The 22,333-nt window shown below is 70.8% G+C and carries 23 protein-coding genes; 9 read left to right on the forward strand and 14 right to left on the reverse strand.

The window, feature by feature from the left end; genetic code table 11:
- Nucleotides 1–104 precede the first annotated feature (104 nt).
- Together J7E97_RS07565 and J7E97_RS07570 are read right to left on the reverse strand one after the other, a co-directional pair.
- Nucleotides 105–1,370, reverse strand: coding sequence for an IS701 family transposase (locus J7E97_RS07565; protein ID WP_215023748.1), 1,266 nt, complete (start codon nt 1,368–1,370; stop codon nt 105–107).
- 93 nt (nt 1,371–1,463) lie between these two features.
- Nucleotides 1,464–1,880, reverse strand: a complete 417-nt coding sequence (locus J7E97_RS07570; protein ID WP_215023693.1) for a DUF5958 family protein — start codon at nt 1,878–1,880, stop codon at nt 1,464–1,466.
- A 305-nt stretch (nt 1,881–2,185) separates the two neighbouring features.
- Between J7E97_RS07570 and J7E97_RS07575 the strand changes: the two genes are divergently transcribed.
- Together J7E97_RS07575 and J7E97_RS07580 are read left to right on the forward strand one after the other, a co-directional pair.
- Complete coding sequence (locus J7E97_RS07575; RefSeq protein WP_251054050.1) at nt 2,186–2,788, forward strand: DUF6529 family protein; 603 nt, start codon at nt 2,186–2,188, stop codon at nt 2,786–2,788.
- 632 nt (nt 2,789–3,420) lie between these two features.
- Entirely contained in the window at nt 3,421–3,582 is a 162-nt protein-coding gene (locus J7E97_RS07580) for a carbohydrate-binding protein (protein WP_215023695.1), read from the forward strand.
- A gap of 4 nt (nt 3,583–3,586) precedes the next feature.
- Here the strand turns inward: J7E97_RS07580 and J7E97_RS36770 are convergent, their stop codons facing one another.
- The 10 genes from J7E97_RS36770 to J7E97_RS07630 all read right to left on the reverse strand — a co-directional run bounded on the left by J7E97_RS36770 (nt 3,587) and on the right by J7E97_RS07630 (nt 13,532).
- Nucleotides 3,587–4,252, reverse strand: a complete 666-nt coding sequence (locus J7E97_RS36770; RefSeq protein WP_308346424.1) for an alpha-hydroxy-acid oxidizing protein — start codon at nt 4,250–4,252, stop codon at nt 3,587–3,589.
- An 83-nt stretch (nt 4,253–4,335) separates the two neighbouring features.
- Nucleotides 4,336–5,265 carry a TniB family NTP-binding protein gene (locus tag J7E97_RS07590; protein WP_251054052.1) on the reverse strand — a complete coding sequence of 310 codons (930 nt, stop codon included), beginning with the start codon at nt 5,263–5,265 and terminating at the stop codon, nt 4,336–4,338.
- 263 nt (nt 5,266–5,528) lie between these two features.
- The gene (locus J7E97_RS07595; RefSeq protein ID WP_215023699.1) at nt 5,529–8,240 is read right to left on the reverse strand and encodes a TnsA-like heteromeric transposase endonuclease subunit; all 2,712 of its coding nucleotides are present in this window, start codon (nt 8,238–8,240) and stop codon (nt 5,529–5,531) included.
- Nucleotides 8,241–8,510: 270 nt separating this feature from the next.
- Nucleotides 8,511–9,809, reverse strand: coding sequence for a DUF4241 domain-containing protein (locus tag J7E97_RS07600; protein WP_215023701.1), 1,299 nt, complete (start codon nt 9,807–9,809; stop codon nt 8,511–8,513).
- Between the two features lie 363 nt (nt 9,810–10,172).
- A complete protein-coding gene (locus tag J7E97_RS07605) occupies nt 10,173–10,574 on the reverse strand; it encodes a hypothetical protein (protein WP_215023703.1) in 402 nt (133 codons plus the stop codon).
- 84 nt (nt 10,575–10,658) lie between these two features.
- Nucleotides 10,659–11,036: a fic family toxin-antitoxin system, toxin component gene (locus J7E97_RS07610; protein WP_215023705.1), complete on the reverse strand. Its 378-nt coding sequence runs from the start codon at nt 11,034–11,036 to the stop codon at nt 10,659–10,661.
- Nucleotides 11,036–11,275: a hypothetical protein gene (locus J7E97_RS07615; RefSeq protein ID WP_215023707.1), complete on the reverse strand. Its 240-nt coding sequence runs from the start codon at nt 11,273–11,275 to the stop codon at nt 11,036–11,038. Before J7E97_RS07615 ends, J7E97_RS07610 begins: the two co-directional genes overlap by 1 nt.
- 87 nt (nt 11,276–11,362) lie before the next feature.
- Nucleotides 11,363–11,890, reverse strand: a complete 528-nt coding sequence (locus J7E97_RS07620; RefSeq protein ID WP_215023754.1) for a histidine phosphatase family protein — start codon at nt 11,888–11,890, stop codon at nt 11,363–11,365.
- Nucleotides 11,891–11,962: 72 nt separating this feature from the next.
- Entirely contained in the window at nt 11,963–13,009 is a 1,047-nt protein-coding gene (locus J7E97_RS07625) for a DNA topoisomerase IB (protein WP_215023709.1), read from the reverse strand.
- Nucleotides 13,010–13,049: 40 nt separating this feature from the next.
- Nucleotides 13,050–13,532, reverse strand: coding sequence for a DUF5709 domain-containing protein (locus J7E97_RS07630; RefSeq protein ID WP_215023711.1), 483 nt, complete (start codon nt 13,530–13,532; stop codon nt 13,050–13,052).
- A 348-nt stretch (nt 13,533–13,880) separates the two neighbouring features.
- On the opposite strand from J7E97_RS07630, the gene J7E97_RS07635 reads away from it, so the two are divergent.
- The 7 genes from J7E97_RS07635 to J7E97_RS07665 all read left to right on the forward strand — a co-directional run bounded on the left by J7E97_RS07635 (nt 13,881) and on the right by J7E97_RS07665 (nt 20,362).
- On the forward strand, nt 13,881–14,435 hold the full coding sequence (locus J7E97_RS07635; RefSeq protein ID WP_215023713.1) for an STAS domain-containing protein: 555 nt from the start codon (nt 13,881–13,883) through the stop codon (nt 14,433–14,435).
- Nucleotides 14,432–15,070, forward strand: a complete 639-nt coding sequence (locus J7E97_RS07640) for a DNA polymerase ligase N-terminal domain-containing protein (protein ID WP_215023715.1) — start codon at nt 14,432–14,434, stop codon at nt 15,068–15,070. Before J7E97_RS07635 ends, J7E97_RS07640 begins: the two co-directional genes overlap by 4 nt.
- Complete coding sequence (gene ligD, locus J7E97_RS07645) at nt 15,067–16,041, forward strand: non-homologous end-joining DNA ligase (RefSeq protein WP_215023717.1); 975 nt, start codon at nt 15,067–15,069, stop codon at nt 16,039–16,041. Before J7E97_RS07640 ends, ligD (J7E97_RS07645) begins: the two co-directional genes overlap by 4 nt.
- On the forward strand, nt 16,038–16,964 hold the full coding sequence (ligD, locus tag J7E97_RS07650) for a non-homologous end-joining DNA ligase (protein WP_215023719.1): 927 nt from the start codon (nt 16,038–16,040) through the stop codon (nt 16,962–16,964). Before ligD (J7E97_RS07645) ends, ligD (J7E97_RS07650) begins: the two co-directional genes overlap by 4 nt.
- A gap of 40 nt (nt 16,965–17,004) precedes the next feature.
- Entirely contained in the window at nt 17,005–17,961 is a 957-nt protein-coding gene (locus tag J7E97_RS07655; protein ID WP_215023721.1) for a TIGR03557 family F420-dependent LLM class oxidoreductase, read from the forward strand.
- Nucleotides 17,962–18,064: 103 nt separating this feature from the next.
- Nucleotides 18,065–18,286 carry a hypothetical protein gene (locus tag J7E97_RS07660; protein ID WP_215023723.1) on the forward strand — a complete coding sequence of 74 codons (222 nt, stop codon included), beginning with the start codon at nt 18,065–18,067 and terminating at the stop codon, nt 18,284–18,286.
- A gap of 258 nt (nt 18,287–18,544) precedes the next feature.
- Nucleotides 18,545–20,362, forward strand: coding sequence for a thiamine pyrophosphate-requiring protein (locus tag J7E97_RS07665; RefSeq protein ID WP_215023725.1), 1,818 nt, complete (start codon nt 18,545–18,547; stop codon nt 20,360–20,362).
- An 88-nt stretch (nt 20,363–20,450) separates the two neighbouring features.
- Here the strand turns inward: J7E97_RS07665 and J7E97_RS07670 are convergent, their stop codons facing one another.
- The gene (locus J7E97_RS07670; RefSeq protein WP_215023727.1) at nt 20,451–20,861 is read right to left on the reverse strand and encodes an SRPBCC family protein; all 411 of its coding nucleotides are present in this window, start codon (nt 20,859–20,861) and stop codon (nt 20,451–20,453) included.
- Between the two features lie 137 nt (nt 20,862–20,998).
- Nucleotides 20,999–21,982, reverse strand: coding sequence for a 2,3-diaminopropionate biosynthesis protein SbnA (gene sbnA / locus J7E97_RS07675; RefSeq protein WP_215023728.1), 984 nt, complete (start codon nt 21,980–21,982; stop codon nt 20,999–21,001).
- Between the last annotated feature and the right edge of the window lie 351 nt (nt 21,983–22,333).

Here is a 22,333-nt window from a genome sequence, read left to right on the forward strand (position 1 = left end):
CTGGCCAAGATCAGAGGTAGAACCTGGAAAAGGGCCTGATCAGTGTGACTTAGCGCTGCACTTGGCCCGAGGGGACAACTAGTACTCCAGTGCGACTTCGTGATTTAGGTCTCCGGGTAGCTGCTGAGTCGCCGTTGGTAGTGGCAGCGTCTGGCCTGTTCTTGGTGGAGTCTGCGCCAGATTGACCAGTTCAGAAGGCTGTGCAGAGGTGCTGTCGGCCGTCGGAACAGCATGCCGACGAGGCGGCGTATCTCCGGGATGGTCAGGTCAATCGGGCCGCTGCTGTGGGCAGGACGGCTCGGATCGGGGCTTCGGCCGGGCTTGGCGCTGACCGCTACGGCCGCGAGGAAGGCCAGCGCGAGCATGGCCAGGGTGATGTGGCGGTGCCAGGAGGTCCAGTGGCGGACTTGGTAGTGGTCCAAGCCGACCTGGCCTTTGGCGGCTTGGAAGCACTCCTCGATGCACCACCTGGTCCCGGCGACGCGGACCAACGAGGACAGGGCTACCGCGCCCGGCGACCAGCACAGGTAGAAGGCGAGTTCGCCGGTGGTGGGCTTGCGGCGTATCAGCAGGCACCGGTTCTTGTCGGCTCCGGTCTGTATCCAGGCCCAGTCGTAATAGCGCGGGCCTTTCGCTCCGGCGCCGGCGCTTTGCCGGTGCCAGGCGTCCCTGGGCAGATAGGCGGCCACGGCATCAGCTTGGACCCCAGTGCGGTCCTGATTGATCCGCACCCTGGTGGTGCAGGCGACTGCCAGAACGTAGCCGACCCCGCGCGCTTCCAGACCTGAGCGAAGGTGCGGGTCCTGGCCGTAGACCTCGTCCCCCGTCACCCAGGAGGAGGTGCACCCGGCGTCCAGAGCTGCCTCGATCATCCGCAGGGCCAGGCGGGGCTTCGTCGCGAACTCGACGTGCCCGGGAACTCCGGAGCCCGCGCGACGCTCGCCGTCCTGGCACCAGGTGCGCTCGGGAAGGTAGAGGCGACGGTCGATCAGTGCCCGTCCCCGTGCGGTCGCGTAGGCAAGAAACACCCCGACCTGGGCATTCTCGATCCGCCCGGCGGTCCCGGTGTACTGCCGCTGCACGCCCGCAGAATGTAGGCCCTTCTTCAAGAACCCCGTCTCGTCCACGATCAACACCCCGTCACCGCCGAGACTCTCCAGTACGTAGGCGCGGACATCGTCGCGTATCTCCTCGGCATCCCAGCGCGCGTTTCGCAGCAGCCGCTGCATCGCGCCGGGGCGGGAATGGCCAGCCTCCTCAGCCAGCTGCCAGCAGTTCTTGCGCTCTGCGCCGGACAGCAGTCCGAGCACGAAAGCCCGCGCTGTGGCTCTCGGCTCGACCCGCCGGAACCGGCAGGCGATACGGGCCATGGCCTGGTCGAACATCGCCCGCCAACGAGCAGGGTCTACGCCATGGCCCGCGGCCAAAGCCCCATCTTCAGAAGTCCACACAACCGTTGATGATCACGCGGTGGCCGCTCCCGGATCGGTTCCACCCGCCAATTGGTGCCAGTCATGACCACACCCGTCAGCGCAGAACCGCTCACGACGACGCTCGTCCGACACCCCCAGCAGCGCGACCAACAGCCGGAATGACTTCACCCGCTCGTCCTGCGGCAGATTAATGATCTTTCCCAGCTGCACGTTCAGCTGCCCACGCGTGATCAAAACTGCGGGGGTATACGTCGGCCGAAGGCCGGCGCGCCGAACGCTCTCGGGCCCGTCCTCCTCCGTCGCGCGGGCCTGCATGCAGTGTCCGCACAGCTCCCGCAGGACCTCGAACTGGTTCTCAGCCGACAGAGCTTCGAACCACTCGACACCCTGCTCGATCGGACGCAAGTCCTGCGCGAGCATGTTCAGCATGACCGTGCGCTCGTTCATCCGTCCCCCCTGCGATCCAGCCGAGGCGAGTCGCCCCCATGGGCCATCGAACCAGATCGCGAAGTATGACTGGAGTACTAGAACGCTAAATGCCTTCGGACGCCGCTGACCTGCTGCGAGGCCCTAGAGGGCGACGGCGAGCGTGTGGAACCCGCCGGCTCGTCCCCGGCCGCTGGGCAACGGTCGCCCTCCTGACCTATGAGGGGTCGACGTCGCTACGGCCGTGTCGGCCGCCATCTGCCGCACCAGGCGAGTACAAGGGATGGAAAACCGCCAACCCTCAGCGTTCCGAGACGAGGAGCACCATGTCGCACGCCCGGCCCGCTCTGCGCCGCCCGGAAGCCGGGCTCGCTCTCGCACTGGCGCTCGCGGCTGCCGCCGCCGTCTTCGTCGCCGTGTTCCTGTTCGGCCGGGCGAACACGCCGGACTACACCGCGACACTGTTCGGCCAGGCGGGCGCCGATGCCGTGCGTCTCAAGGCACAGCTCGCCACCGGCCTCCTGGGGATGGCCGCTATCCAGCTGCTGCTGGCGCTGTGGATGTACCGGCGGCTGCCCGGGGTGCGCCAGGTCCCGGGCCCGGTGCCGATGACCCACCGGATCGGCGGTGTGGTGCTGTTCGCCCTCACAGTCCCGATCGCGGTGCACTGCGTCCAGGCGTATGGCGTGCAGCTGTCCGGCTCGCGTGTGGCAGTGCACTCGATCGCGGGCTGCTTCTTCTACGGGGCGTTCGCCGCCAAGGTCCTGCTGGTGCAGAGCCGGCGCCTGCCGGGCTGGGCCCTGCCACTGGCCGGGGGCGCGCTGGTGGTCGTGGTGGTGGTCCTCTGGTACACGAGTGCGCTGTGGCACTTCAACGGAGACAGCGTGCCGGTGCTGTCGCTCGCGTACCAGCACCTGCCACCGGGGTAGATGTGACGATCGGACGAGCGCGCCGAAGACCAAGGTCTATCGGATGACGGCCCTCGGCGCGGCGGTATACCTGTTCGGTCCTGATGCGCCTCTGACCGGCCGCCGGGATAGTGTCGCTGCTTGCCAGGTGTCTCTGCTTGCCAGCCGGCACTTCGCCGCCCACCGCGGCCGCTACCTGCTGCGGGCTCATCCCGAACCGGGGAGCGGGCCGATCCCTCCCAGCGGAGACCAGTCCCAGCGAGAACGGTCGCGGTCGGCCTTCACCGGCCAAGTCCCAGCGTTCAGCCCGGCCGGTCAGCTCCAGGGCCGAAGAGCACTTCCAGGCACCGCCTGTCGCGGAGAAGACGAGTTCCGAACCCTCGAAGACCTCCTCAGTGCTCCGCGGGGACAAGCTACCGAAGCGTTCGGCTCACAGATCGACCTGCAGGAGCCCGTCGGCCTGGGCTCGGGAGTGTGGGCGGGTGGGAGCAGGTCGAGGTGCGGCGAGGCGGGCCAGGTCTGTGCTGGGGCGGGCCAGGTGCCGCGGGCGCCAGCCGGGCGGGGCGGCGCCCGCTCCGGGCCGACCAGGGCTCCGACGTGCGAGGATTCAGGCGGGCCCGGCAGCGGGTCGGCCCGATGAAAGGTACCGCGACATGGCAGCAGGATTTTCGGACTGGAAAGTCAACCGGCAGTACGCGGAGAACGACCGGGTCTCCTACCAGGGGAAGCAGTACCGCTGCCTGGTGGCGAACAAGTCCAACTCCGCGTCCAACCCGAAGACGGCCGTGAAGCTGTGGCAGCAGTACTCGGTGTGACCGGTCAGCTGCCTGGGGCCACCAAGTCGAAGCCGATCTTCTCAGGCGAGCGGGCGCCCACGAGGGCCATGGCCTCGGCCAGTTCGGTACGGTAGGAGTCGAACAGGCTCCGCACGCCCTCGCGGCCCCGGACGGTCAGCGCCCACAGGACCGGCCGCCCGGTCAGGACCGCGTCGGCGCCGAGGGCCAGAGCCGTCAGTGCGCCCGTACCGGTGCGGATGCCTCCGTCGACGAGAACGGGGATGTCTCCGGCGCCACTACCTGCCCCGGCCGGCTGACCACCACCTTGCCCCAGCCCGTCTCCACCGCGGCCGCCGACCACACGTACCGCTGGCGGGCGCCGTCCGTCCGCCATCCCGATCGGTCCGTGTTCGGCGTAGCGGGCGGCCATCCGCTTCAGCGTGCGCTCGCTGACCGAAGCAAGACCCAGGTGCTGGGCCTCTTGCCGTCCCATCGCCTCCAGCTCAGCCACCTTCGCCCTACGCCGCTCCCCCAAGGACGTACGGGCGGGGTCGTACTCGGGCCGGGGTTCCCCCGGCAGGGCCCAGTAGCGGCTGCCGCTGCGGTATCCCGTCTCCACTTCGAGCAGGTGGGCCACCCGAAGCCGCGCCTGCTCCAGCTGGCTGCCGTCCAGGTCCTCGGGGCGCGGCTGCCGGCGCCCGGCGCTCACGCCGTCCTCCCGGCGGGGTAGACCCAGGTGGCGTCCGCGAGAGGCTGGACCAAGTCCACGGCCAGCCGCCGGGCCGCTGCCGGTCACGGCCCAACCGCGGGCTGAGCGGCGGGACCGGGATCGTCGAAGGCGCCGTTGCGGCGTCCTGGCCTGGAGCGGGCGGTGGCCCGGGTCCGGCGCGGGGTGGGCAGTTCGGGAACCTCGTCGGCTGCCCGGTGGCGGCCGGCTTCGGCCAGAGCCAGCGGCAGCTCGTCCAGCAGGGCGGAGGTGAGGGCCTCGGTGCCCGTAGCGACGGCGTGGGTGCAGCCGTCCTCGATGAGGCGCTCGAGCAGCCCAACGACTCCGTCGGTGCGTGCATAGAGGTACTCGGGCATGGTGCCGGCGGGGAGCATGCCGGGCTGGGCCTTCAGCAACCGAAGGTGGTTCTCGATGCCGGCGAGGTGGGAGGTCCAGGCCATGATCTGTTCAGGGGTGTCGTAGCGAAACCGGTCCAGTTCGACGAGGTCGAAGCGCCGCTCGGTCTGAGTCGGCTCCCATCCGTTGACGGGCCGCCGCCCGGTGCCGGACACGGTGGGGCTGCGGCCTTCGCGCAGGAGGCCGGAGCCCGGGATGTCCACCCCGACCAGGACGAGGGTGACGTGCATCGACATGAACGCCCGGATCAGGTCAAGGGTGTCCTGGTCATCGACACGGTGCATCCGCAGCCTGGTGATGTCGTCCAAGATCAGCACTTTGGTGCCGTGATCGGCGAGGGAGGCGGCGACCTGCCGGATCAGTTCGGGCAGGTCCATCCGCTTGGTGGGGGTGCCGTAGAAGTCGAGGATCGCCTTGCAGGTGCTCTTTGGCTTCGCCGTCACCGGGGTCTGGACGTAGGCGACCGGCACCCACAGGTCCCGGGTACCGGGCACGGCCTGCGGGTTGGTGGCGTGCAGGGCGCGCCAGGAGTCCTCGAACGCCGCGGCGATCTCGCAGACGGTCTCCGTCTTGCCCTGGTAGCCGCCGCCGGACACCATCACCCCGGCCCGCGTTGCCCGGCCTGCTCTTGAAGGCGTTCTGCCTGATCCGTGCGGAGAGCAGACGGTCGACCGCTCGGCTCATCGGCGTTCCCAGCAGCGGGAGGTTCGCGTGGGTGGCCGCCCGCGCCAAGTCCCACACCGCCTTCTCCGCCTCTGACATCCCCCGCCACGCTCCCGCCGACAGCCGTGCCGCCGGCTCGAAACTATGCCGGGATCGCCGCCATGCATCCCACCCGGCCACAGTGTCCCGCCGCTGAACATCACCGTTCACTGCGCACCCCCTTCGGCCTCCGCGCTCTGCCCGGTGGCTGGTTCGACAGTTTCGTATCCGTCTTCCTCGTCGGGCGCGGGCCGCGCGGCCGGGTAGAGCGCGCGGGCGGCCAGGGTGTCGCCGAGCGGTGGCGCGGCGACGGGCCAGGCACCGGCGGCCGCGGCAGTACGCCGTCGCCAGCGATCCGCGGCGACTGCCGCGGCGACTTCACGTCCCGGCTCGGATTCCGTTGATGGGGACTGCGGGGGCTGGGCTTCGGGACGGTCTGTGGCCGCCGCCCGGGCTCGGGCGAGCTCGCGGGCCCGGGCGGCGGCCTTCTTGCGGGCCTCGGGACGCCCGGGCCAGCCCTTGACCGGGGTGACCTCGGCCAGCAGGTCCAGCAGCACGGGCAGCAGCTCGGCGTCCGTGCGGGGCTTGAGCCCGTTCCGGGCTGCCTCCTTGAGGACCTCCCGACGCGGGCATCCCCGAACGCGGGCACCGTCCCCTCGGGCGGCAGGCCGTTCCACGGCAGCGCGTGCCAGGTCCCTTCGAGCTCGATGAACACCTGACGGCAGTCCCGGGGATCCCGGCGCACCGCCCACTTCCCGGCGTGCCGGCCGCCGCGGGGCGCCGGAACACCTCGGCACGGGTCGAGCGCCGGAGTGTGTGCGCCGTACCAGAGACCGCCGACCTTCACACCGCGCCGGGCGTCGACCTTCACGAAGTGGACCGGCAGCAGCTCGTAGTACAGCTGCGGCGGCGGAATCTGTAGCGAGATGCCGTCGCGGGCTGCCGCGGCGGCGAAGAGGGTGTTCGGGCTGTGCCGCCCGGACGGGTCCCAGGCCGGGGCGTGCTGGTCCAGGCGGCGGTTCTGCCACACCGCGACGATCCACGAAGCGAGCAGATGCTCCATCGCCGCCACCGTCCACGACGCGTCCGACTCCGGATCGGCGCCGCGGTCAGCCACGTCGATCCCACGCCAGCCCGGCACGAGTTCCAGGAGCAGGGACTGGATCGCGGCGAAGGCCCGCTCACACGCCACCTTGTCCGTCGGCCGCATCGCCCGGGCCGGCAGCACGTCCACGCCGAGCGTGCGGGCTACCTGGACCAGGTGGTGGTTCTTGAAAGCGGACCCGTGGTCGACGGTGATCGCCTCCGGGGTGAAGAACGGCAGCCCCGCCACCGGCCCGCCCGCGAGGTCCGCCACCAGCGCGGCCGGAACACCCGGATACGGCCAGGCCATGGTCTCGCCCCAGCCCAGACGCATGGGCAGCGGCGAGAGCACGTCCCGCAGCAGCATTGCCACCTCGATCGACGACTCCGCCACTGGCGTGAGCCGGAACGCGACGATCGAGTGCGTGTAGGCGTCCAGCGCGATCGTCAGGTGCACGGTGATCGGGGTGCCGAAGACGTCGTCAAGGACCTTCACCGGCAACGGCGTCGAGTCCAGCACCACCACCTGCCCCGGCCGCGACGCGATCACCGGAGCCCCGGCCGAGGCCGGGACCGCGGCGGCCGAGCGTACGTACCGCTGTCGGGATCCGCCCGGCCCGAACCACTCCCGCCACACCCGCGCCAGCGTCGTTCGGTGCGGCACCTGCACGTCCCGGTCCGGGAACACCTCCCGCACGTACTGGTGGATCAACCGCTCCCGCGAGGCCATGCTGATCCGCGACCGGCGCAGGCACTGCTCGTGCACCGCCCGGATCGCCTCCTCCACCTCGATCGATACCGATGGGTGGCCGCCGGCCTGCCGCGTCCACCGACCGTCGGCCAGCCCGACCAGGCCCGACTCGCGGTAGCGGGCGGCCATCCGCTGCAGGGTTCGCTCGCTGACCGAATCCAGCCCGAGCCGGGCAGCCTCCGCCTCCGATAGCCTTCCGAGCTCGGCGACCTTGGCCCGTCGACGCTCGCCGATGGTGGTCGTCGCAGGATCGAAGGCCAGCCGGGGCTCACCCGGGCGGGCCCAGTGCCGGCTGCCGCTGCGGAATCCGGTCTCGACCTCCCGCGCCAGCACCGGCCACGCCGTCGCCGCGACGAGCTCACCGAAGCGCCTGGGGCCGACCGCCGCCGCGAGCAGTTCCTCCTCCAGGCCCAGCGGATCCGTGTGCCGACGACGCCCGCGCGCCAAGACCTCCAGGGTGTCCGCGACGTTGTTCCGCCAGCCGGTCACCACCAGGTACCGCCAGCCAGCGGAAGCCGCCACCCGGCCGGTCGCCGCGAACACGGCCACGTCCGACTCCTTCACGAGGTGTGCCGGGCGGACGTCGATCAACAGCGTCGATCCCGCGGTAGCCACCAAGAAGTCGGGGATGTGTTCCCGGCGGACCCCGTCGTCGAAGAACCGCAGGCGAAACGGCTGCGAGAGCACATCCTGGACCTGACCGCAGAAGTCCAGAACGGTCAGCGCGCGGCGCTCGGCCAAGCTCTCGAAGCCGTGCCCACGTCCCGTCGCCCCCATGAACGCCAGCCCGGGCCGGTGCCGCTGTCCCGGCCGCCACGAGAACGAGCGAACAGGCCGGGCTCGATTCCAAGGGAAGGCAGTCAGACCGCGTACAGGGCTGACGACGTCGCTTCCGTCGACCTGCCAGGTTGCCGTCCAACGACCTGCCCAGTCCGCGCATGGATCAAGGATCTCTCCTGAGGCCACGGTGTACGGCGCGACCAGCTCATCGAACTCACAGCAGTGAGACCACACGCGCCCCAGGCCAGCACCCGTCATGCCACCAGCACACCGCGTGAAACGTCACGAGAACCGCAGAACGCGGAAAAGGGCCTGCTCAGGCTAATCCGCCCGCTACCCTGCGCGCCAACTATCGCGCTCTGTCGCCAACTAGCGTGCTCAAGCGCCAACTATCGCGCTCAGTCACAATCAGCTGTGACTGAGCGCCATAGTTGGCATCATCCGCCAACTGCGATGCTCAATTCTGAGCCGGCAGGGACAGGTACCGCCCAGCGGCACGGGACGCCAGGTCCCAGGACTCCGCGCACCTCAGGCAACGGCGGCGGCGCTCTCCGGCAGCAGCTCGGGCATCCTCTCCACCAGCACCACAACCCCGACCACCTCGCCCGCCTCGGAACGGCCGACCCAGACGGGATAGGTGCCGTCCCCCGTCGTCGCAAACGCCGCGAGTTCGCCGTCGGTGGCCTGGTCCCGGGTGCGCAGCAGGTACATGGAGTCGCTGATGTCCTCGTACGCGTCCGGGTCCAGGTCCGGGTCTCCCTGCATCAGCCCTTTCTCGAAGAGCGCGAGAAGCGGCTCCCAGGCCGCGCCGTCGGCGAAGCAGCCTGTGGCACCGTCGGTGTCGAAGCCGTAGATCCCGTTCTCCCGGAGCAGGCGGGGGTCGTCGTCGGGCCGGCGGGCCATGGCCCAGGTGGCGGCGGGGATCTCGCTGACGAGTACGCGGACGGCCATGGTGTCCGTACGCGTGACCTCACTTCCCTCCCACTCGCAGTGGTAGGTGTGGCGGGCCCGTGCCTCCTCCAGTACGTACTCACCGGGCGGGACGGGGACCGTGATGTGCGGTCCGTCGCCGTGGTCGATGTCCGGGCCCGAGACGGCCAGCAGCCCGCTGGGCACACTCAAGGTTCCTGCGATGCGACGCGGCTCCACGACCGTCATCTCGGGGTGGTACCCGTTGGTCACGCGCACGCCGGGCCGGAACAGCTCACCGATCGGCCCGGGCTGCGCGGGACGGGGCGGACGCCAGCAGGTGGCGGGCGCCAGCCCGCTACCGTCCTCGGCTGCCGCGGCCGCCTCGGTGATCTCGAAGACCGGCGGCTCCGTGAACCCGTGGACCTGGGCTGAGAGCAGCGGCCACTCCCCGAAGACAGAACGATCCATCCAGCGCTCGTCATCGCCGACCCTGGGTACGGTGACGTACGAGCGCCCGTCCTTCCCCTGGGGCTCCTCCGTCCGCCGACCCTTTCCGTCCGGGAAGAGCTCCACGGTGATGCGCGGACACGCGCCGTCGAACTCCGCCATCTCCGGGCCGGTGTAGGTCCAGCCGACGGTGTACCGGCGCAGCAGCCGCGCCGGGTCGTCCAACAGCCGCATGTCCAGGTCATAGGTTCGGCGGCCCTGAGCGTCGTAGACCCACAGCCCGACATAGTGGTCCCGCCAGGAGACGAGCCGGACCTCCAACGGAGCCTCCCGGCCCGCCGCCCGGTACACCACCACGTACGGAAGCCCGGCGGCATCCCGCTCACGAGCCTCAGCCACCGATAGCGGTCGCCAGGGCACGCGGGCCTCCAGATCCCACGCCTGCGCGTACCCCACCACGACCACCATTGCCGCTCCCCACTCCCGCTCGCGCATCTGCCGCGCAGCAACGTAACCGCCGCCTGTGACACCAGCCCTACCGGGCTGGGCAATGCCAGCGGCCCCCAGGGCGGAGGGTCGCCCTGCGACCAGCCTGCAGCACGGACGCCCCAGCGTTCTCCCGGCCGGCAGCTGGATCCGGAGCCGCTGGCCTCATCACGCCGTGCCGCGGTGGTCTGCACTCAAGTGGAGGATCGCCAACACCGGCCGCGCTGCCGCCACCAAATAGAGGGATCGCTGCCACCGAGCGACAACGGCGGCCCGGGGCAGCGCCGGACTCGGCGTCCAGCCCACAGCCTGCTCAGGGCGATTCAGCGGCTGCCTGCGCGCCACCTATCGCGCCCAGTCGCCAAGTAGCGCGCTCAAGCGCCAACTATCGCGCTCAGTCACAGCGGCCGTGGTGCGGGGCCGGCGGGCAGACGCCACCCGGTACAGCCCCATGAGAGGGGCCATCGAATTGACCACCGGCCAATAGCCGCACGCGATGTACAAGATCCACAGTCCGTCGCTGCAGGCGAACGCGGCGACCGGCGCGCGCCGGCCGGCCAGCAGGGTGAGACTCACCCCGATGGTCAGGGCCACTCCCCACGCGTCCAGGCGGTGCCATCCGGCAGGCGGGTCCTCCTGCCCGAGCAACAGCCCGACCCCGATGTACGACAGGGCCAGAACCGAGTCGACGACCGCCGGGCCGCGCCGCCCCACACGCCTTTCGAGGAACCCGTATCGCGCTCGCATCACGGCAGCCTACGGCCCCGTACACGAGGCGGTGCATGCGGCTGCCGGCGTACCGGAAGCCGCCGCGGAAGGGTGGCCCTTCCGTCAGCTGACCGTGGGCCAGGAACGCAGTACGGCCGAGACCTTCGCGGCGGTGCACGCCGGGTCGAGAAGGAGGTCCTTCAGCGCGATGGCGTCGTCGCGGGTGGGTTTGACCGCGATGCCCGCGGCTTCCAGGTACATGACGCCCGTCGCGGCGGCTACGGCCAGGTTGGAGCGTTCGAGCCAGCGACAGCGGCCCAGGGTGTGCACCAGGGCGGCAGCCTTGACGTAGGGGCCCTCGTAGACGGCTTCCTCGAAGAGCTCGGCCTTGTGGCGGGCTACCGCCGATACGGGGACTCCGTAGTCGTCGGGAGCGGGGTCGTCAGCGCCCGCGGCTTCGGCGACCTGCAGGATCCAGGGGACGTCGATGTGCAGTTCCATCAGGCTGCGCGCACTCCCGAACCACCGAGCTGTGCGTCCTCGGCCTCGTCGAAGACGCTCTGGTGCTCGGCGAGGAAGCGGGCAGCGGCCTCGACACCGCGGGCCCGGAGGCCGCTCGCGTCGTCCTGGACGAGTCTGGCGAGGTAGTCCCCGATGCTCAGTCCGAGGTCCGCCGCGCGTCTGCGCGCGAGCTCCGCGACATCCTGATCCACTCGCGCGCCCAGCTGTGTCTTCGCCATACCGGGCATGGTAACAGCCGTTACCACTCGGCGCGGCGGACTCCTGGCTTCCTGCTGGCCTCTTTGCCCGTCTCCTCGGCGCGACCGTCAGTCGCCCGGCGCCCAGAACACCATCAGCCGCCCGGCCCCGGGCTCGACCTCACGCCAGTTTCCCGCCAGCTCGATGACGACGACGGCCGAAGTGGGGAACCCGTCGCGGATCCGGCCCAGGAGGCGCTTGGGTCCCGTCCCACAGAGGGCAACGGCCACCTCGTGGATGCCCGGGTTGTGACCCACCAACAGCAGGTCACCGACCGCCTCGCTCGTCTCGGCCAGTACGGCGAGCAGGGCGTCACGCTCCGCGTTGTAGAGCCGGTCCTCGTACACCACGGGCGGCGGTCCGGTCAGCCGGGCCTCCATCAGCTGCCACGTCTGGCGGGTCCGCAGCGCCGAGGAGCACAGCGCGAGGTCGAGGCATCGGCCGGAGTCCTCGAGCCACTGGCCCGTCTGCGGGGCCTCCTGCCGGCCCCGGTCGGCCAGTGGGCGCTCGAAGTCGGTGGCTGCGGCGTCCTTCGGGACGGACTTGGCATGCCGTACGAGTACGATCCGGCGTTCGCCTGGCGTCGCAGTCACGATTTCCTCCTCCGCCACGTTCCCACGAGCTCGGTCGCCGCCTGGTCTCCCGCGGACCTGCCCACGTCCAGGCGCTTACCCGGGTCGGGCCGCCGCAGTCGCCCCTCCCCCGGTCAGGAGCTCGCGGACGGCCTGCTCCACCTCGCCGTGGATGGCCGGGCTGCCGTAGCCGCCATCCTTGCCGAGCCGGTCCAGAGCCGGCTTCACCGTCACGCCCGCCTCGTACAGCTCCACGACGCGCGGATCGATGTAGGAGCCGCGGCACACGGCGGGCGTGTTCCCCAGGTACGAGCTGACCTCGCGGACCGCCCGGGCCTCCGCCGCTCTGCGACGGCCCGGCGACCCGTCGGCCACGCCGGTGGAGACGGCCAGGGCGACGGCCGCCAGGACGGTGCCGTGCCAGGTCCGGAAGTCCTTCGCGGTGAGGTCCGTACCGGACTTGCGGCGCAGGTAGTCGTTCACATCGTCCGCCTGGACCTCGTGCCAAGCCCCGGACTCCCAGTACACGAACAGCTGGAGCCCGTCGTCCCTGCGCCTCAGCAGGGCGTGTACGACGGCGTAGGCTGCCGGGTCCACCAGCGAGCACGTCTGGACCTTGCCGGACTTCCCCTGGTAGCTGAAGCAGATCTCGCCCCGGCGGCAGGTGGCGTGCTCGCGCAGCAGGGTGGTCAGGCCGTACGCCTGGTGGTCGCGGCGGTACGACGCTCCCCCGATCCGGAAGAACCCCAGGTCGAGCAGCCGGACGAGGCAGGCGAGCACCCTGTCCCGGGTCAGCCCGCTGCCGCCCAGATCCTCCTCGACGGCCCTGCGCAGCACCGGAAGCCGGGCGGCGACCTCTTGGACGTGCTCGTGCTTGGCCTCCTCCTGCCGCTCCCGGAAGAGATCGTGGTACCGGTACTGGCGCCGCCCCGCCTCATCGGTGCCCACGGCCTGTATGTGACCACCGGACCAGGGGCAGATCCACACGCCGGACCAGGCCGGCGGGATCGCCAGCTTCCGGATCCGGGTGAGTTCCGCCTCCGCGGTGACCGGCTGGCCGGCCTGGTCCAGGTAGCGGAAGCCACGCCCGTGCCGCACCCGGCGATACCCCGGACGGTCGGGCCGACTCGTTCTCAGCCGCATTCTTCTCCAGGTCTCCGCGTCCTCGGCCAACGCCCGGCCGTCAGGTGCCGCCTTCCGATTCCTGCTCCTCGTCCTCTTCCTCGATGAGGTGCACCGCGGCCTCCTCCGCCGATGCGGCCCCTCCGTTCACGCCCACGTCGCGCGCCCGGACGGACCGGCGGCCTCCAGGACCGGCTTCCTCGGACAGGACCAGCCGCCCCGCCCGTACGGGGCCCGCTTGGCCCGGTTCACCGGTCTCGTCGGCGAATTCGTCCTGGGCCGGATCGTCGGGGTCGGCGTCGACCTCCGGGTTCTCGCGGGCGAGACGCCCCTCCAAGCTCTCCCCGGCGTGCCGTTCCTCCGGTGTCGTGCCGTGGTCGTTGACCGCCCACGGCCTTTCGGGCGGCGAATACCCGGTGTCCAGGTTCTCGTCGAGACCGGGTTCGTCCAGCGCGTTCTCCATGTCGGGTTGCGACACGGCCGGATCGTCCGGGTCGGCCGACTGGTAGACGTCGTCGCCGTGCGGTGCGGTACTGCTGCTCATGGCTTGCTCCACTCCTTCGATCACGGAGCCGGCACGAGGCGAAGCGCCGCCACCCGGTTCGGGCCGGATGTCACACGGGCCTCCTCCGCGTCCTCCCGGGAATCCGGGTCCGGGATGCCTTCCGGGACGTTTCTGCTCATACCTCGCAGCTCCCCCCGATCGTGGCCGCCATGCGCGCACGGGTAATCTGATCAGCGTGGCCGCTTCAGACGGCAGCGGCCGCTCGGAAAGGGGCGCGGGCCGAGCCCGCTCCCGGGATCGACCTCCCGGATGCGCCCGCGGTATCGCGGGCCGACCCGGGGCAGAGGTTCACCAAGGCATTCCCTTCCTGGCGAGGTGAGAGACGCCATGGACGCCATCGACGCCATCGACAGCGGTGAGCTCCGGATCACCGTGAGGCGCTACGGACCGACCGTGCACCTGACCCTGTCCGGGGAACTCGACCTCGATGCGCAACCCGCGATCGCGGAGGTCCGAGCCGCCGTCCTGCGCAACGGCGTCGCCCTCGTAGCGTGCGACCTGCACCACGTCCCCTTCATGGACGTGTCCGGCCTGCGCTGCCTCATCGACTTCCAGGAGCAGGCCCGCGAGCAGGGCATCACCGTGCTCGCGTACAACTGGCGGCCGCAGCCCCTGCGGCTCCTTCGGCTCCTCCACCTCCTGGACAGCCTCGAAGCCGTGGACGACACCGGATTGCAAGCCCTCCGCGGCATCCTGCGGGAGCACACCGAAGCCCAGCTGGCTCTCGGGACGGATGCCGCCGGCCACCCGTCCGCGCTCGTGGACGGTGACCGGACGGGGTACGTACGCCGCCGGCACGAACCGGGTCCCGCACCCAGTGCGGGGGAATGGTCGACCGCCAGGCTGCGTGGAGCCACCGGGCCCGCGAGGAGGGTGCCGTGAGCGCGCGGGAGGCGCTGGCGCGCTATCACCGGCGGCGCGACTTCTCCAGGACCGCGGAGCCGGAAGGCCGCCGGTCCCCGCCGCCCGGCGAGCAGCCCTCGTTCGTCGTCCAGATCCACGACGCGCGCAGCATGCACTTCGACTTCCGGCTGGAGGCCGACGGGGTGCTGAAGTCCTTCGCGGTCCCCAAGGGGCCGTCGAAGGATCCGCACGACAAGCGGTTCGCGACGCCGACCGAGGACCACCCGCTGGAGTACCGCGAGTTCGAGGGCGTCATCCCCCGGGGCGAGTACGGCGGCGGCACGGTGATCGTGTGGGACGAGGGCACGTACCGCAACCTCTCCTCGGGCCGCGACGGGCAGGAGATCCCCCTGGCCAGGGCGCTGGAGAAGGGGCACGCGTCATTCTGGCTGGACGGCCGCAAGCTGCACGGGGGCTACTCGCTGACCCGCTTCCGCGCCGACGGCGACGGCAGCGGTGACGGGCGCGAGGCGTGGCTGCTGGTCAAGCACGCCGACGAACGCGCCGTCTCCGAAGGCACGCCCGACCCCCGACGGGCGCGCTCGGCCCGAACCGGCCGCACGCTCGGACAGGTGGCGGTCGAAGCCGCGCGCCAGGACGGAGAGCGGGAATGAGCGGGCCTGCGGACGCGCTCACGCCCATGCTCGCCACGCTCAGCACACGCCGCGCGTTCGACGGGGACGGGAGCTGGGTCTTCGAGCGGAAGCTGGACGGCGTCCGCGTCCTGGCCACCCGCCGACAGGACGAGGACCCGAGACTGGTTTCCCGTAACGGGCTCTCGCTCAACGCCACCTACCCGGAGGTCGTCGAGGCACTGGCCGCCCAGGCACCCGGGGACTTCACGGTGGACGGCGAGATCGTGGCCCTGCGGCGGGGCCGCACCGACTTCGCGCTGCTCCAGCAGCGCATGGGGCTCACCGACCCGAGCGCCGTCGGGGCGAGCCCGGTCCGCGTCACGTACTACCTGTTCGACCTGTTGCGGCTCGACGGTCGCGACACCACCGCCCTGCCCCTGCGCGCCCGCAAGGCCCTGCTGCGCGACACGTTCGGCTTCCGCCCGCCGCTGCGCTTCACCCCGCACCGCAACCACTACGGCGAGGACCTCCTCGACCGGGCGTGCAGCCGCGGCTGGGAAGGGCTGATCGCCAAACGCGCCGACGCACCGTACGTCCACCGCCGGTCCTCCGACTGGCTCAAGCTCAAGTGCTCGGGAGGCCAGGAGTTCGTGATCGGCGGGTTCACCGAGCCCGCGGGAACGAGGGTCGGATTGGGCGCCCTGCTGCTCGGCCACTACCAGGACGGCGTGCTGCGCTACGCCGGCAGGGTCGGCACCGGCTTCGACACCGCCACCCTGCGGAGCCTGCGCCACCGCCTCGACGGCCTCGCGCGGCGCACCTCGTCCTTCCCCGCCGACGAGGTGCGCGAGCGGGCCGTCCACTGGGTGCACCCCGAACTCGTCGCGCAGGTCGCCTTCACCGAGTGGACCACCGCGGGCTTGCTGCGCCACCCTCGCTACCTCGGCCTGCGCGAGGACAAACCCGCCCGCGAGGTGGTCCGCGAGCAGCCCGCCGGGAGGAAGCGATGAGCACGACGAAGGCCGTCCGCGCGGGCGGACGCACCGTGGAGGTGAGCCGGCCGGAGAAGGTCCTCTTCCCCGAGGAGGGCATCACCAAGGCCGACCTCGCCGACTACTACCGCGCGGTGGCCCCGCGCATGCTGCCCCATCTGCGCGGCCGTCCGCTCATGCTGGAGCGCCACCCCGACGGGATCGACGGGCCGGCCTTCATGCAGAAGGAGGTGCCCCGGCACTTCCCCGACTGGATCCACCGAGCCGAGCTGCCCAAGGAGGGCGGCACCGTCACGTACGCCGTCTGCGACGACACCGCCACCCTCCTCTACCTCGCCGACCAGGCATGCATCACCCCGCACCGGTTCTTGTCGAAGACCGACCGTCCCGACCATCCGGACCGGCTCGTGTTCGACCTCGACCCGCCCGGCGACGAGTTCGCCCCGGTCCGTACGGCCGCGCTGGCCCTGCACGAGCTGCTGGACGAGCTGGAACTGCCCTCCCTCGTGATGACCACGGGCTCGCGCGGCCTCCACATCGTCGTGGCCCTCGACGGCCGGGCGCCCTTCGACGACGTACGGGGCTTCGCCCGTGACGTCGCCGAACTGCTCGCCTCCCGCCACCCGGACGAGCTCACCACCGAACCGAGGAAGAAGGCCCGCGGGGGCCGGCTCTACCTCGACGTCCAGCGCAACGCCTACGCCCAGACCGCCGTCGCGCCCTACGCCGTCCGCGCCCGCCCCGGCGGCCCCGTCGCCGCGCCCATCGCCTGGGCGGACGTCACGGACCCGGACCTCACCGCAGGCCGCTGGACCGTCACCGCGCCCGACGACCTGCTCAAGGACAACCCTTGGAAGGATCCCCCACGGCCCCGCTCCCTCACCAAGGCCCGCAGCCGGCTCTCGGCGATCCAGCAGTGTCCGGACGCCCCACCGGGGTAGCCGGGAGGCGGGGGGCCACGAACGGGAAGGGAATGAGCGCATGACGTCCTTCGGCTACTTTCTGGCCTGCGAGGAATTCACCCCGGCCCAGCTCCTGCAGCAGGCGCGCCGGGCGGCGGACGCGGGGTTCACCCGCTTGGCCATCTCCGACCACTTCCACCCATGGACCGGCATCCAGGGCAACAGCCCCTTCGTGTGGTCGATGATCGGCGCCCTGTCCCAGACGGTCGACCTCCCCGTCACCACCTTGGTCACCTGCCCCACCGTGCGCCTGCACCCAGCGGTGACCGCCCAGGCGGCCGCCACCTCGAGCGTGCTGCTCGAAGGCCGGTTCACACTGGGGGTGGGGACCGGTGAGGCCCTCAACGAACACGTTCTGGGTGATCGGTGGCCCGCCTTCGAGGAACGGGCCGACATGCTGGCGGAAGCGGTGGAGGTGATGCGGAAACTGTTCACCGGCGGCCAGATCAGTCACCGGGGCCGGCACTACACGGTCGACAACGCCCGCCTCTACACCGCGCCCGAGGCACCGCTTCCCGTCCTGGTCTCGGGGTTCGGCCCCAAGTCGGCGGCTCTGGCGGGCCGCATCGGAGACGGATTCGTCACCATGAGCCCCGATGGCGAGGCCATCGGGAACTTCCGCGAGGCGGGCGGTGCGGGCAAGCCGGTGGTCGGAGGCCTGAAGGTCTGCTGGGACCGGGACCGTGAGGCGGCAGTGGAGAGCGCTCACCGGATCTGGGCCACCGAACACTTGCCGGGCGAGCTGAACCAGATCCTTCCCACACCGGCCCACTTCGAGCAGGCCAGTGAACTCGTCACGCCACGGCAAGTGGCCGAGTCCGTACCGTGCGGCTCCAACGCCGACGAGCACGTCGATGCCATCCGGGCCTACGTGGAAGCCGGATTCGACGAGGTGTACGTCGGACAGATCGGCCAGCACCAGGAAGACTTCTTCACCGCCTACCGCGAAAAGGTCCTGCCCGCCCTCCTCGCCTAACCCGGGACCGCTGAGTCCACATGCTGACGTTTTCGCGATCATCGGCCCGCCGCGTGCTCATCTGTTCCGAGGCGGACCGGGCCTTCACGAGAGGGGCAATGAGATGACGGACAAGGACCGGGCGCCGACGGCCCAGGCAGCGCGCCGGAAGGCCTCCCTCATCACCGATCAGCTGGTCGGCTCGGCCACCGGCACGCCGGGGACCGCCGCCGGGCTCGCCCCGGAAGGCGGGGGGCCGGCCCGGCTCCTGCTGCGCCGCGGCTTCCTGCTGCTCACCTCGGCGACGCTCGCCGTACTGGTCTGGCGGACCGCGAGGCGGCGCTGAAGGCCCGGAGCCGCCGCCTCATGGGCATCCCCGGCGGTTCGCGTCGCCGCGACGAGATGGGGACGGACGTTTCCGCATCGCCTCAGCGGTTAGGCGGAGAGGAGGGGCCGACCGGCTCTGCTCGCCGGCGTGACATGCGCCGCCGCGTTCCGGGCGGACGCACCAGAACTGCGAGCGCAGGCCCAGGACGTCTCCGGCCGGCGGGCTCCCCTCACGGGCGAACCGATCGCGAGCACCCCTCGCACGAGAAGGAGCAACATGTCGATCAAGGTTTCCGACTTCATCCTCCAGCGCCTGCGCGAGTGGGACGTGGAGCACGTCTTCGCGTACCCGGGTGACGGGATCAACGGTCTGCTGGCCGCATGGGGCCGGGCGGACGACAAGCCCCGGTTCGTGCAGTCCCGCCACGAGGAGATGTCCGCCCTCGAAGCGGTCGGCTACGCCAAGTTCTCCGGCCGGGTCGGCGTCTGCGCGGCCACCTCCGGCCCGGGCGCCATCCACCTCCTCAACGGCCTCTACGACGCCAAGCTCGACCACGTACCGCTCGTCGCCATCGTGGGGCAGACCAACCGCAGCGCCCTGGGCGGCTCCTACCAGCAGGAGGTCGACCTGCTCAGTCTCTACAAGGACGTGGCGTCCGACTTCTGCGAAATGGTCACCGTCCCCGAACAGTTGCCCAACGTCATCGACCGTGCCATCCGCACGGCGTACGCGAAGCGCACCGTGACCGCCGTCATCGTCCCCGCCGACGTCCAGGAGTTGGACTACTCCCCGCCGACGCACGCCTTCAAGATGGTCCCCTCCAGCCTCGGCAGCCCCTCCTACGCGCCGGTGCCCTCCGCCGACGACCTCGCGCGGGCCGCCGATGTCCTCAACGCGGGCGAGAAGGTCGCCGTGCTGATCGGACAGGGTGCCCGCCACGCCCGGGCCGAGGTCGTGCAACTGGCGGACGTGCTGGGCGCGGGAGTGGCCAAGGCCCTGCTCGGCAAGGACGCCCTGCCCGACGACCTGCCGTACGTCACCGGTTCCATCGGGCTCCTGGGCACGCGTCCTTCGTACGAGATGATGCGGGACTGCGACACCCTCCTCGTGGTGGGTTCCAGTTTCCCGTACTCCCAGTTCCTCCCGGAGTTCGACCAGGCCCGCGCCGTGCAGATCGACATCGACCCCTTCATGATCGGCCTTCGCTACCCCTTCGAGGTGAATCTCGTCGGCGACGCGCACGAGACGCTCAAGGCGCTGCTACCGCAGCTGAAGCGCAAGAAGCACGGGCCGTGGCGCAAGAAGATCGAGAAGGACACGGCGCGCTGGTGGAAGGTCATGGAAGGCCGGGCGGGCGTCAGCGCCGACCCCGTCAACCCCGAGCACGTCGTCCACGCCCTCGACGCATTGCTGCCCGATGACGTGATGCTCACGGCCGACTCCGGCTCGGCCGCCAACTGGTACGCCCGCCACCTGCGCATGCGCGGAACCATGCGCGGATCGCTGTCCGGGACCCTGGCCACCATGGGCCCCGGGGTGCCGTACGCCATCGGAGCCAAGTTCGCCCACCCCGACCGCCCGGCGGTGGCGATCGTCGGCGACGGCGCCATGCAGATGAACGGCATGGCCGAACTCATCACCGCCGCCAAGTACTGCCAGGAATGGCAGGACCCGCGGCTGGTCGTGGCCGTGCTCAACAACCAGGACCTCAACCAGGTCACCTGGGAGACCCGTGCCATGTCCGGAGCCCCCCAGTTCCTGCCCTCCCAGGCGCTGCCCGATGTCCCCTACGCGGACTTCGCGCGTTCCATCGGGCTGGACGGCGTACGGGTGGAGGAGCCGGCGGGCGTGGACACCGCGTGGAAGCAGGCCCTGGCGGCGGACCGGCCCTTCGTCATCGACTTCCGTACCGATCCCGCCGTCCCGCCGATCCCCCCGCACGCCGACCTCGACCAGATCGAGGCCACCGCCGCAGCGATCCTCAAGGGCGACAGCGACCGGACCGGCATGGTGCGCCAGGGGCTGAAGGCAAAGATCCAGGAGATCCTGCCGGGGCGCGGCCGCGCCCGCCACGACGACGACCAAGGAGCCTGATGGGCTGATGAGGGGCCGGGCCGATGCGCGAGCGCCGGACCGGCCCGGGGCTGGTGGCCCGGCGCCGGCCCGGCGCGCTATCGGACGCTCAGCCGCCCGTGCCGTCCACGCGTAGGCGTACCTGCTCCTCCAGGCGCGCCAGGCTGCGGTCAAGGGCGTCGTTCACCGCCTGCGCGCCGGGATCATTCGTCCCGGCGAAGAACGACAGGTGGACCGTGACCTCGCTGGGACCGCCGTCGAGCCCTGCCACCTGGAGCCATCCGGTGTACCCGCCGTTCTCCCGGGTCCCCCACTCGAGGCGCATCTGCTCCGCCCTGGCACGGAGAACGGCCCCCCCGCCGGCCTCTCCGCCGTGCTCGTGCACGCTCACGGCAGGCCCGCCGGAGTCCACGTGCAGCTCGCGTGGGAGCCACTGTTCCATCTGATCGACATTGGCCGCCTGGTCGAAGACGTGCTCAGGCAGCGCGGGGATCGTGCGGGAGCGCTCGTACTCCGTCATCGGATCGTCACACCTCTCGTCCGTTCGGGATCATCCGTACGACGTCTGCCCGCCCCCGTCCTTCCCACGCGCCGGGGGTTCCTCTACCGGCCGGCCGGCCCGGTGCCCGTGGCCGTGGCCGGGTCCGGCCAGGCGGGTCAGGGCGTGGGGGCGGGGACGGTGACGGTTTGGGGCTGGAGTACGTCCTCGCCGTAGAGGTCCTGCACCCAGTCGGTCTGGTAGACGGTTTCGAGGTAGCGCTCGCCGAGGTCGGGGGCGATGGCGACGGCGGTCACCGGCTGGTCCTGCTGGGCAAGCCATTGGGTGGCGCCGTTGACGACGGTGCCGGTGGAGCCGCCGAAGATGAAGCCGTGACGGGCCAGTTGGTGGCACGTGCGGATCGTCTCGGCTTCGTTGACGTGCACCACGTCGTCGATGTAGGAGGTGTCGAGGAGCGGGGGGCGGATGCTGGTGCCGAGGCCGGGGATCATGCGGCGACTCGGCGTGTGTCCGAAGGTCGCGGAGCCTTCCGAATCGATCGCGACGATGCGCACCGGGCGGTGCCAGGTGCGGAAGTAGCGGGCACACCCCATCAGGGTGCCGGCGGTGCCGGCCCCGACGAAGAGCACATCGAGGTCGGGGAAGGCACGGGCGATGGCCGGTGCGGTCGTGCGGTAGTGAGCGAAGTGGTTGTTGGGGTTGGTGTACTGGTTGAGCCAGACATAACGGTCGTCCGAAGCGCACAGGGCGCGGACGTGGTCTATGCGGGCGCCGAGCAGGCCGCCGGTGGGGGACGGCTCGGTGACGATGCGGACCTGGCTGCCGAGGGCCTTCAGGAGCAGCCGGGTCGCCAGGTTGCAGCGGGAGTCGGTCACGCACACGAACTGGTAGCCCTTGCTGGCCGCGATCATGCCCAGCGCCACGCCGAGGTTGCCGGAGGAGGATTCGACCAGGATGGAGCCGGGGGTGAGCAGTCCGTCGCGTTCGGCAGCCTCGACCATTGCGGTCGCGGCCTTGAGCTTGATGGACCCCGCGAAGTTGAATCCTTCGCATTTGAGGAACAGCTGGTGCCCGGTGATCGCCTCGAGGTCGACGTAGAGGTCGTCTTGGTTGAATGCCTGGGGGGTGGATATGACCGGCATGGTCACCTCCTTGCGCTTGGGGCGGCGTCTGGCGCCGCCGGCCCGTGCGGGGGCGAATCGGGGAAGGCGTGGCCTGTGGCCACGCCTCCGGGGGACCCCTCCAGTACGCGGGATGACCGGGAGCTCTGTCATGCCACCGGATGTCGTGGCTTGACACCGGCCACGACCACGGATACGCGGCGGGCGGCCCGGGCTTTCCGGGGCCGCGGCGGTGCAGCGGCCGCTTACCGCTGCGCATAAATGCTGTCAAGCCACGACATTCAGCGACGTGACGGATATGTGCCAGCCGGGCCTACTGGAGGGGTGGCATCGCGAATCCGCCCTTGAAGGCTTGAGGCCTTCTTCGGACGG

This window comes from Streptomyces sp. ISL-66, assembly GCF_018614135.1.
Lineage (GTDB): Bacteria > Actinomycetota > Actinomycetes > Streptomycetales > Streptomycetaceae > Streptomyces.

What these genes read in the sequence shown, in the direction of transcription:
- J7E97_RS07590 (WP_251054052.1), bottom strand. Translation starts at nt 5,265, where the DNA reads ATGGTGTCCGGCGGCGGCTACCAGGGCAAGACGGAGACCGTCTGCGAG.
- J7E97_RS07655 (WP_215023721.1), top strand. Translation starts at nt 17,005, where the DNA reads ATGACGTCCTTCGGCTACTTTCTGGCCTGCGAGGAATTCACCCCGGCC.
- J7E97_RS07605 (WP_215023703.1), bottom strand. Translation starts at nt 10,574, where the DNA reads ATGCGAGCGCGATACGGGTTCCTCGAAAGGCGTGTGGGGCGGCGCGGC.
- J7E97_RS07570 (WP_215023693.1), bottom strand. Translation starts at nt 1,880, where the DNA reads ATGAACGAGCGCACGGTCATGCTGAACATGCTCGCGCAGGACTTGCGT.
- J7E97_RS07615 (WP_215023707.1), bottom strand. Translation starts at nt 11,275, where the DNA reads ATGGCGAAGACACAGCTGGGCGCGCGAGTGGATCAGGATGTCGCGGAG.
- J7E97_RS07575 (WP_251054050.1), top strand. Translation starts at nt 2,186, where the DNA reads ATGTCGCACGCCCGGCCCGCTCTGCGCCGCCCGGAAGCCGGGCTCGCT.
- J7E97_RS07635 (WP_215023713.1), top strand. Translation starts at nt 13,881, where the DNA reads ATGGACGCCATCGACGCCATCGACAGCGGTGAGCTCCGGATCACCGTG.
- sbnA (WP_215023728.1), bottom strand. Translation starts at nt 21,982, where the DNA reads ATGCCGGTCATATCCACCCCCCAGGCATTCAACCAAGACGACCTCTAC.
- ligD (WP_215023719.1), top strand. Translation starts at nt 16,038, where the DNA reads ATGAGCACGACGAAGGCCGTCCGCGCGGGCGGACGCACCGTGGAGGTG.
- J7E97_RS07595 (WP_215023699.1), bottom strand. Translation starts at nt 8,240, where the DNA reads ATGACGGGTGCTGGCCTGGGGCGCGTGTGGTCTCACTGCTGTGAGTTC.
- J7E97_RS07660 (WP_215023723.1), top strand. Translation starts at nt 18,065, where the DNA reads ATGACGGACAAGGACCGGGCGCCGACGGCCCAGGCAGCGCGCCGGAAG.
- J7E97_RS07665 (WP_215023725.1), top strand. Translation starts at nt 18,545, where the DNA reads ATGTCGATCAAGGTTTCCGACTTCATCCTCCAGCGCCTGCGCGAGTGG.
- J7E97_RS07610 (WP_215023705.1), bottom strand. Translation starts at nt 11,036, where the DNA reads ATGGAACTGCACATCGACGTCCCCTGGATCCTGCAGGTCGCCGAAGCC.
- J7E97_RS07580 (WP_215023695.1), top strand. Translation starts at nt 3,421, where the DNA reads ATGGCAGCAGGATTTTCGGACTGGAAAGTCAACCGGCAGTACGCGGAG.
- J7E97_RS07670 (WP_215023727.1), bottom strand. Translation starts at nt 20,861, where the DNA reads ATGACGGAGTACGAGCGCTCCCGCACGATCCCCGCGCTGCCTGAGCAC.
- J7E97_RS07630 (WP_215023711.1), bottom strand. Translation starts at nt 13,532, where the DNA reads ATGAGCAGCAGTACCGCACCGCACGGCGACGACGTCTACCAGTCGGCC.
- J7E97_RS07565 (WP_215023748.1), bottom strand. Translation starts at nt 1,370, where the DNA reads ATGGCCCGTATCGCCTGCCGGTTCCGGCGGGTCGAGCCGAGAGCCACA.
- ligD (WP_215023717.1), top strand. Translation starts at nt 15,067, where the DNA reads ATGAGCGGGCCTGCGGACGCGCTCACGCCCATGCTCGCCACGCTCAGC.
- J7E97_RS07625 (WP_215023709.1), bottom strand. Translation starts at nt 13,009, where the DNA reads ATGCGGCTGAGAACGAGTCGGCCCGACCGTCCGGGGTATCGCCGGGTG.
- J7E97_RS07600 (WP_215023701.1), bottom strand. Translation starts at nt 9,809, where the DNA reads ATGGTGGTCGTGGTGGGGTACGCGCAGGCGTGGGATCTGGAGGCCCGC.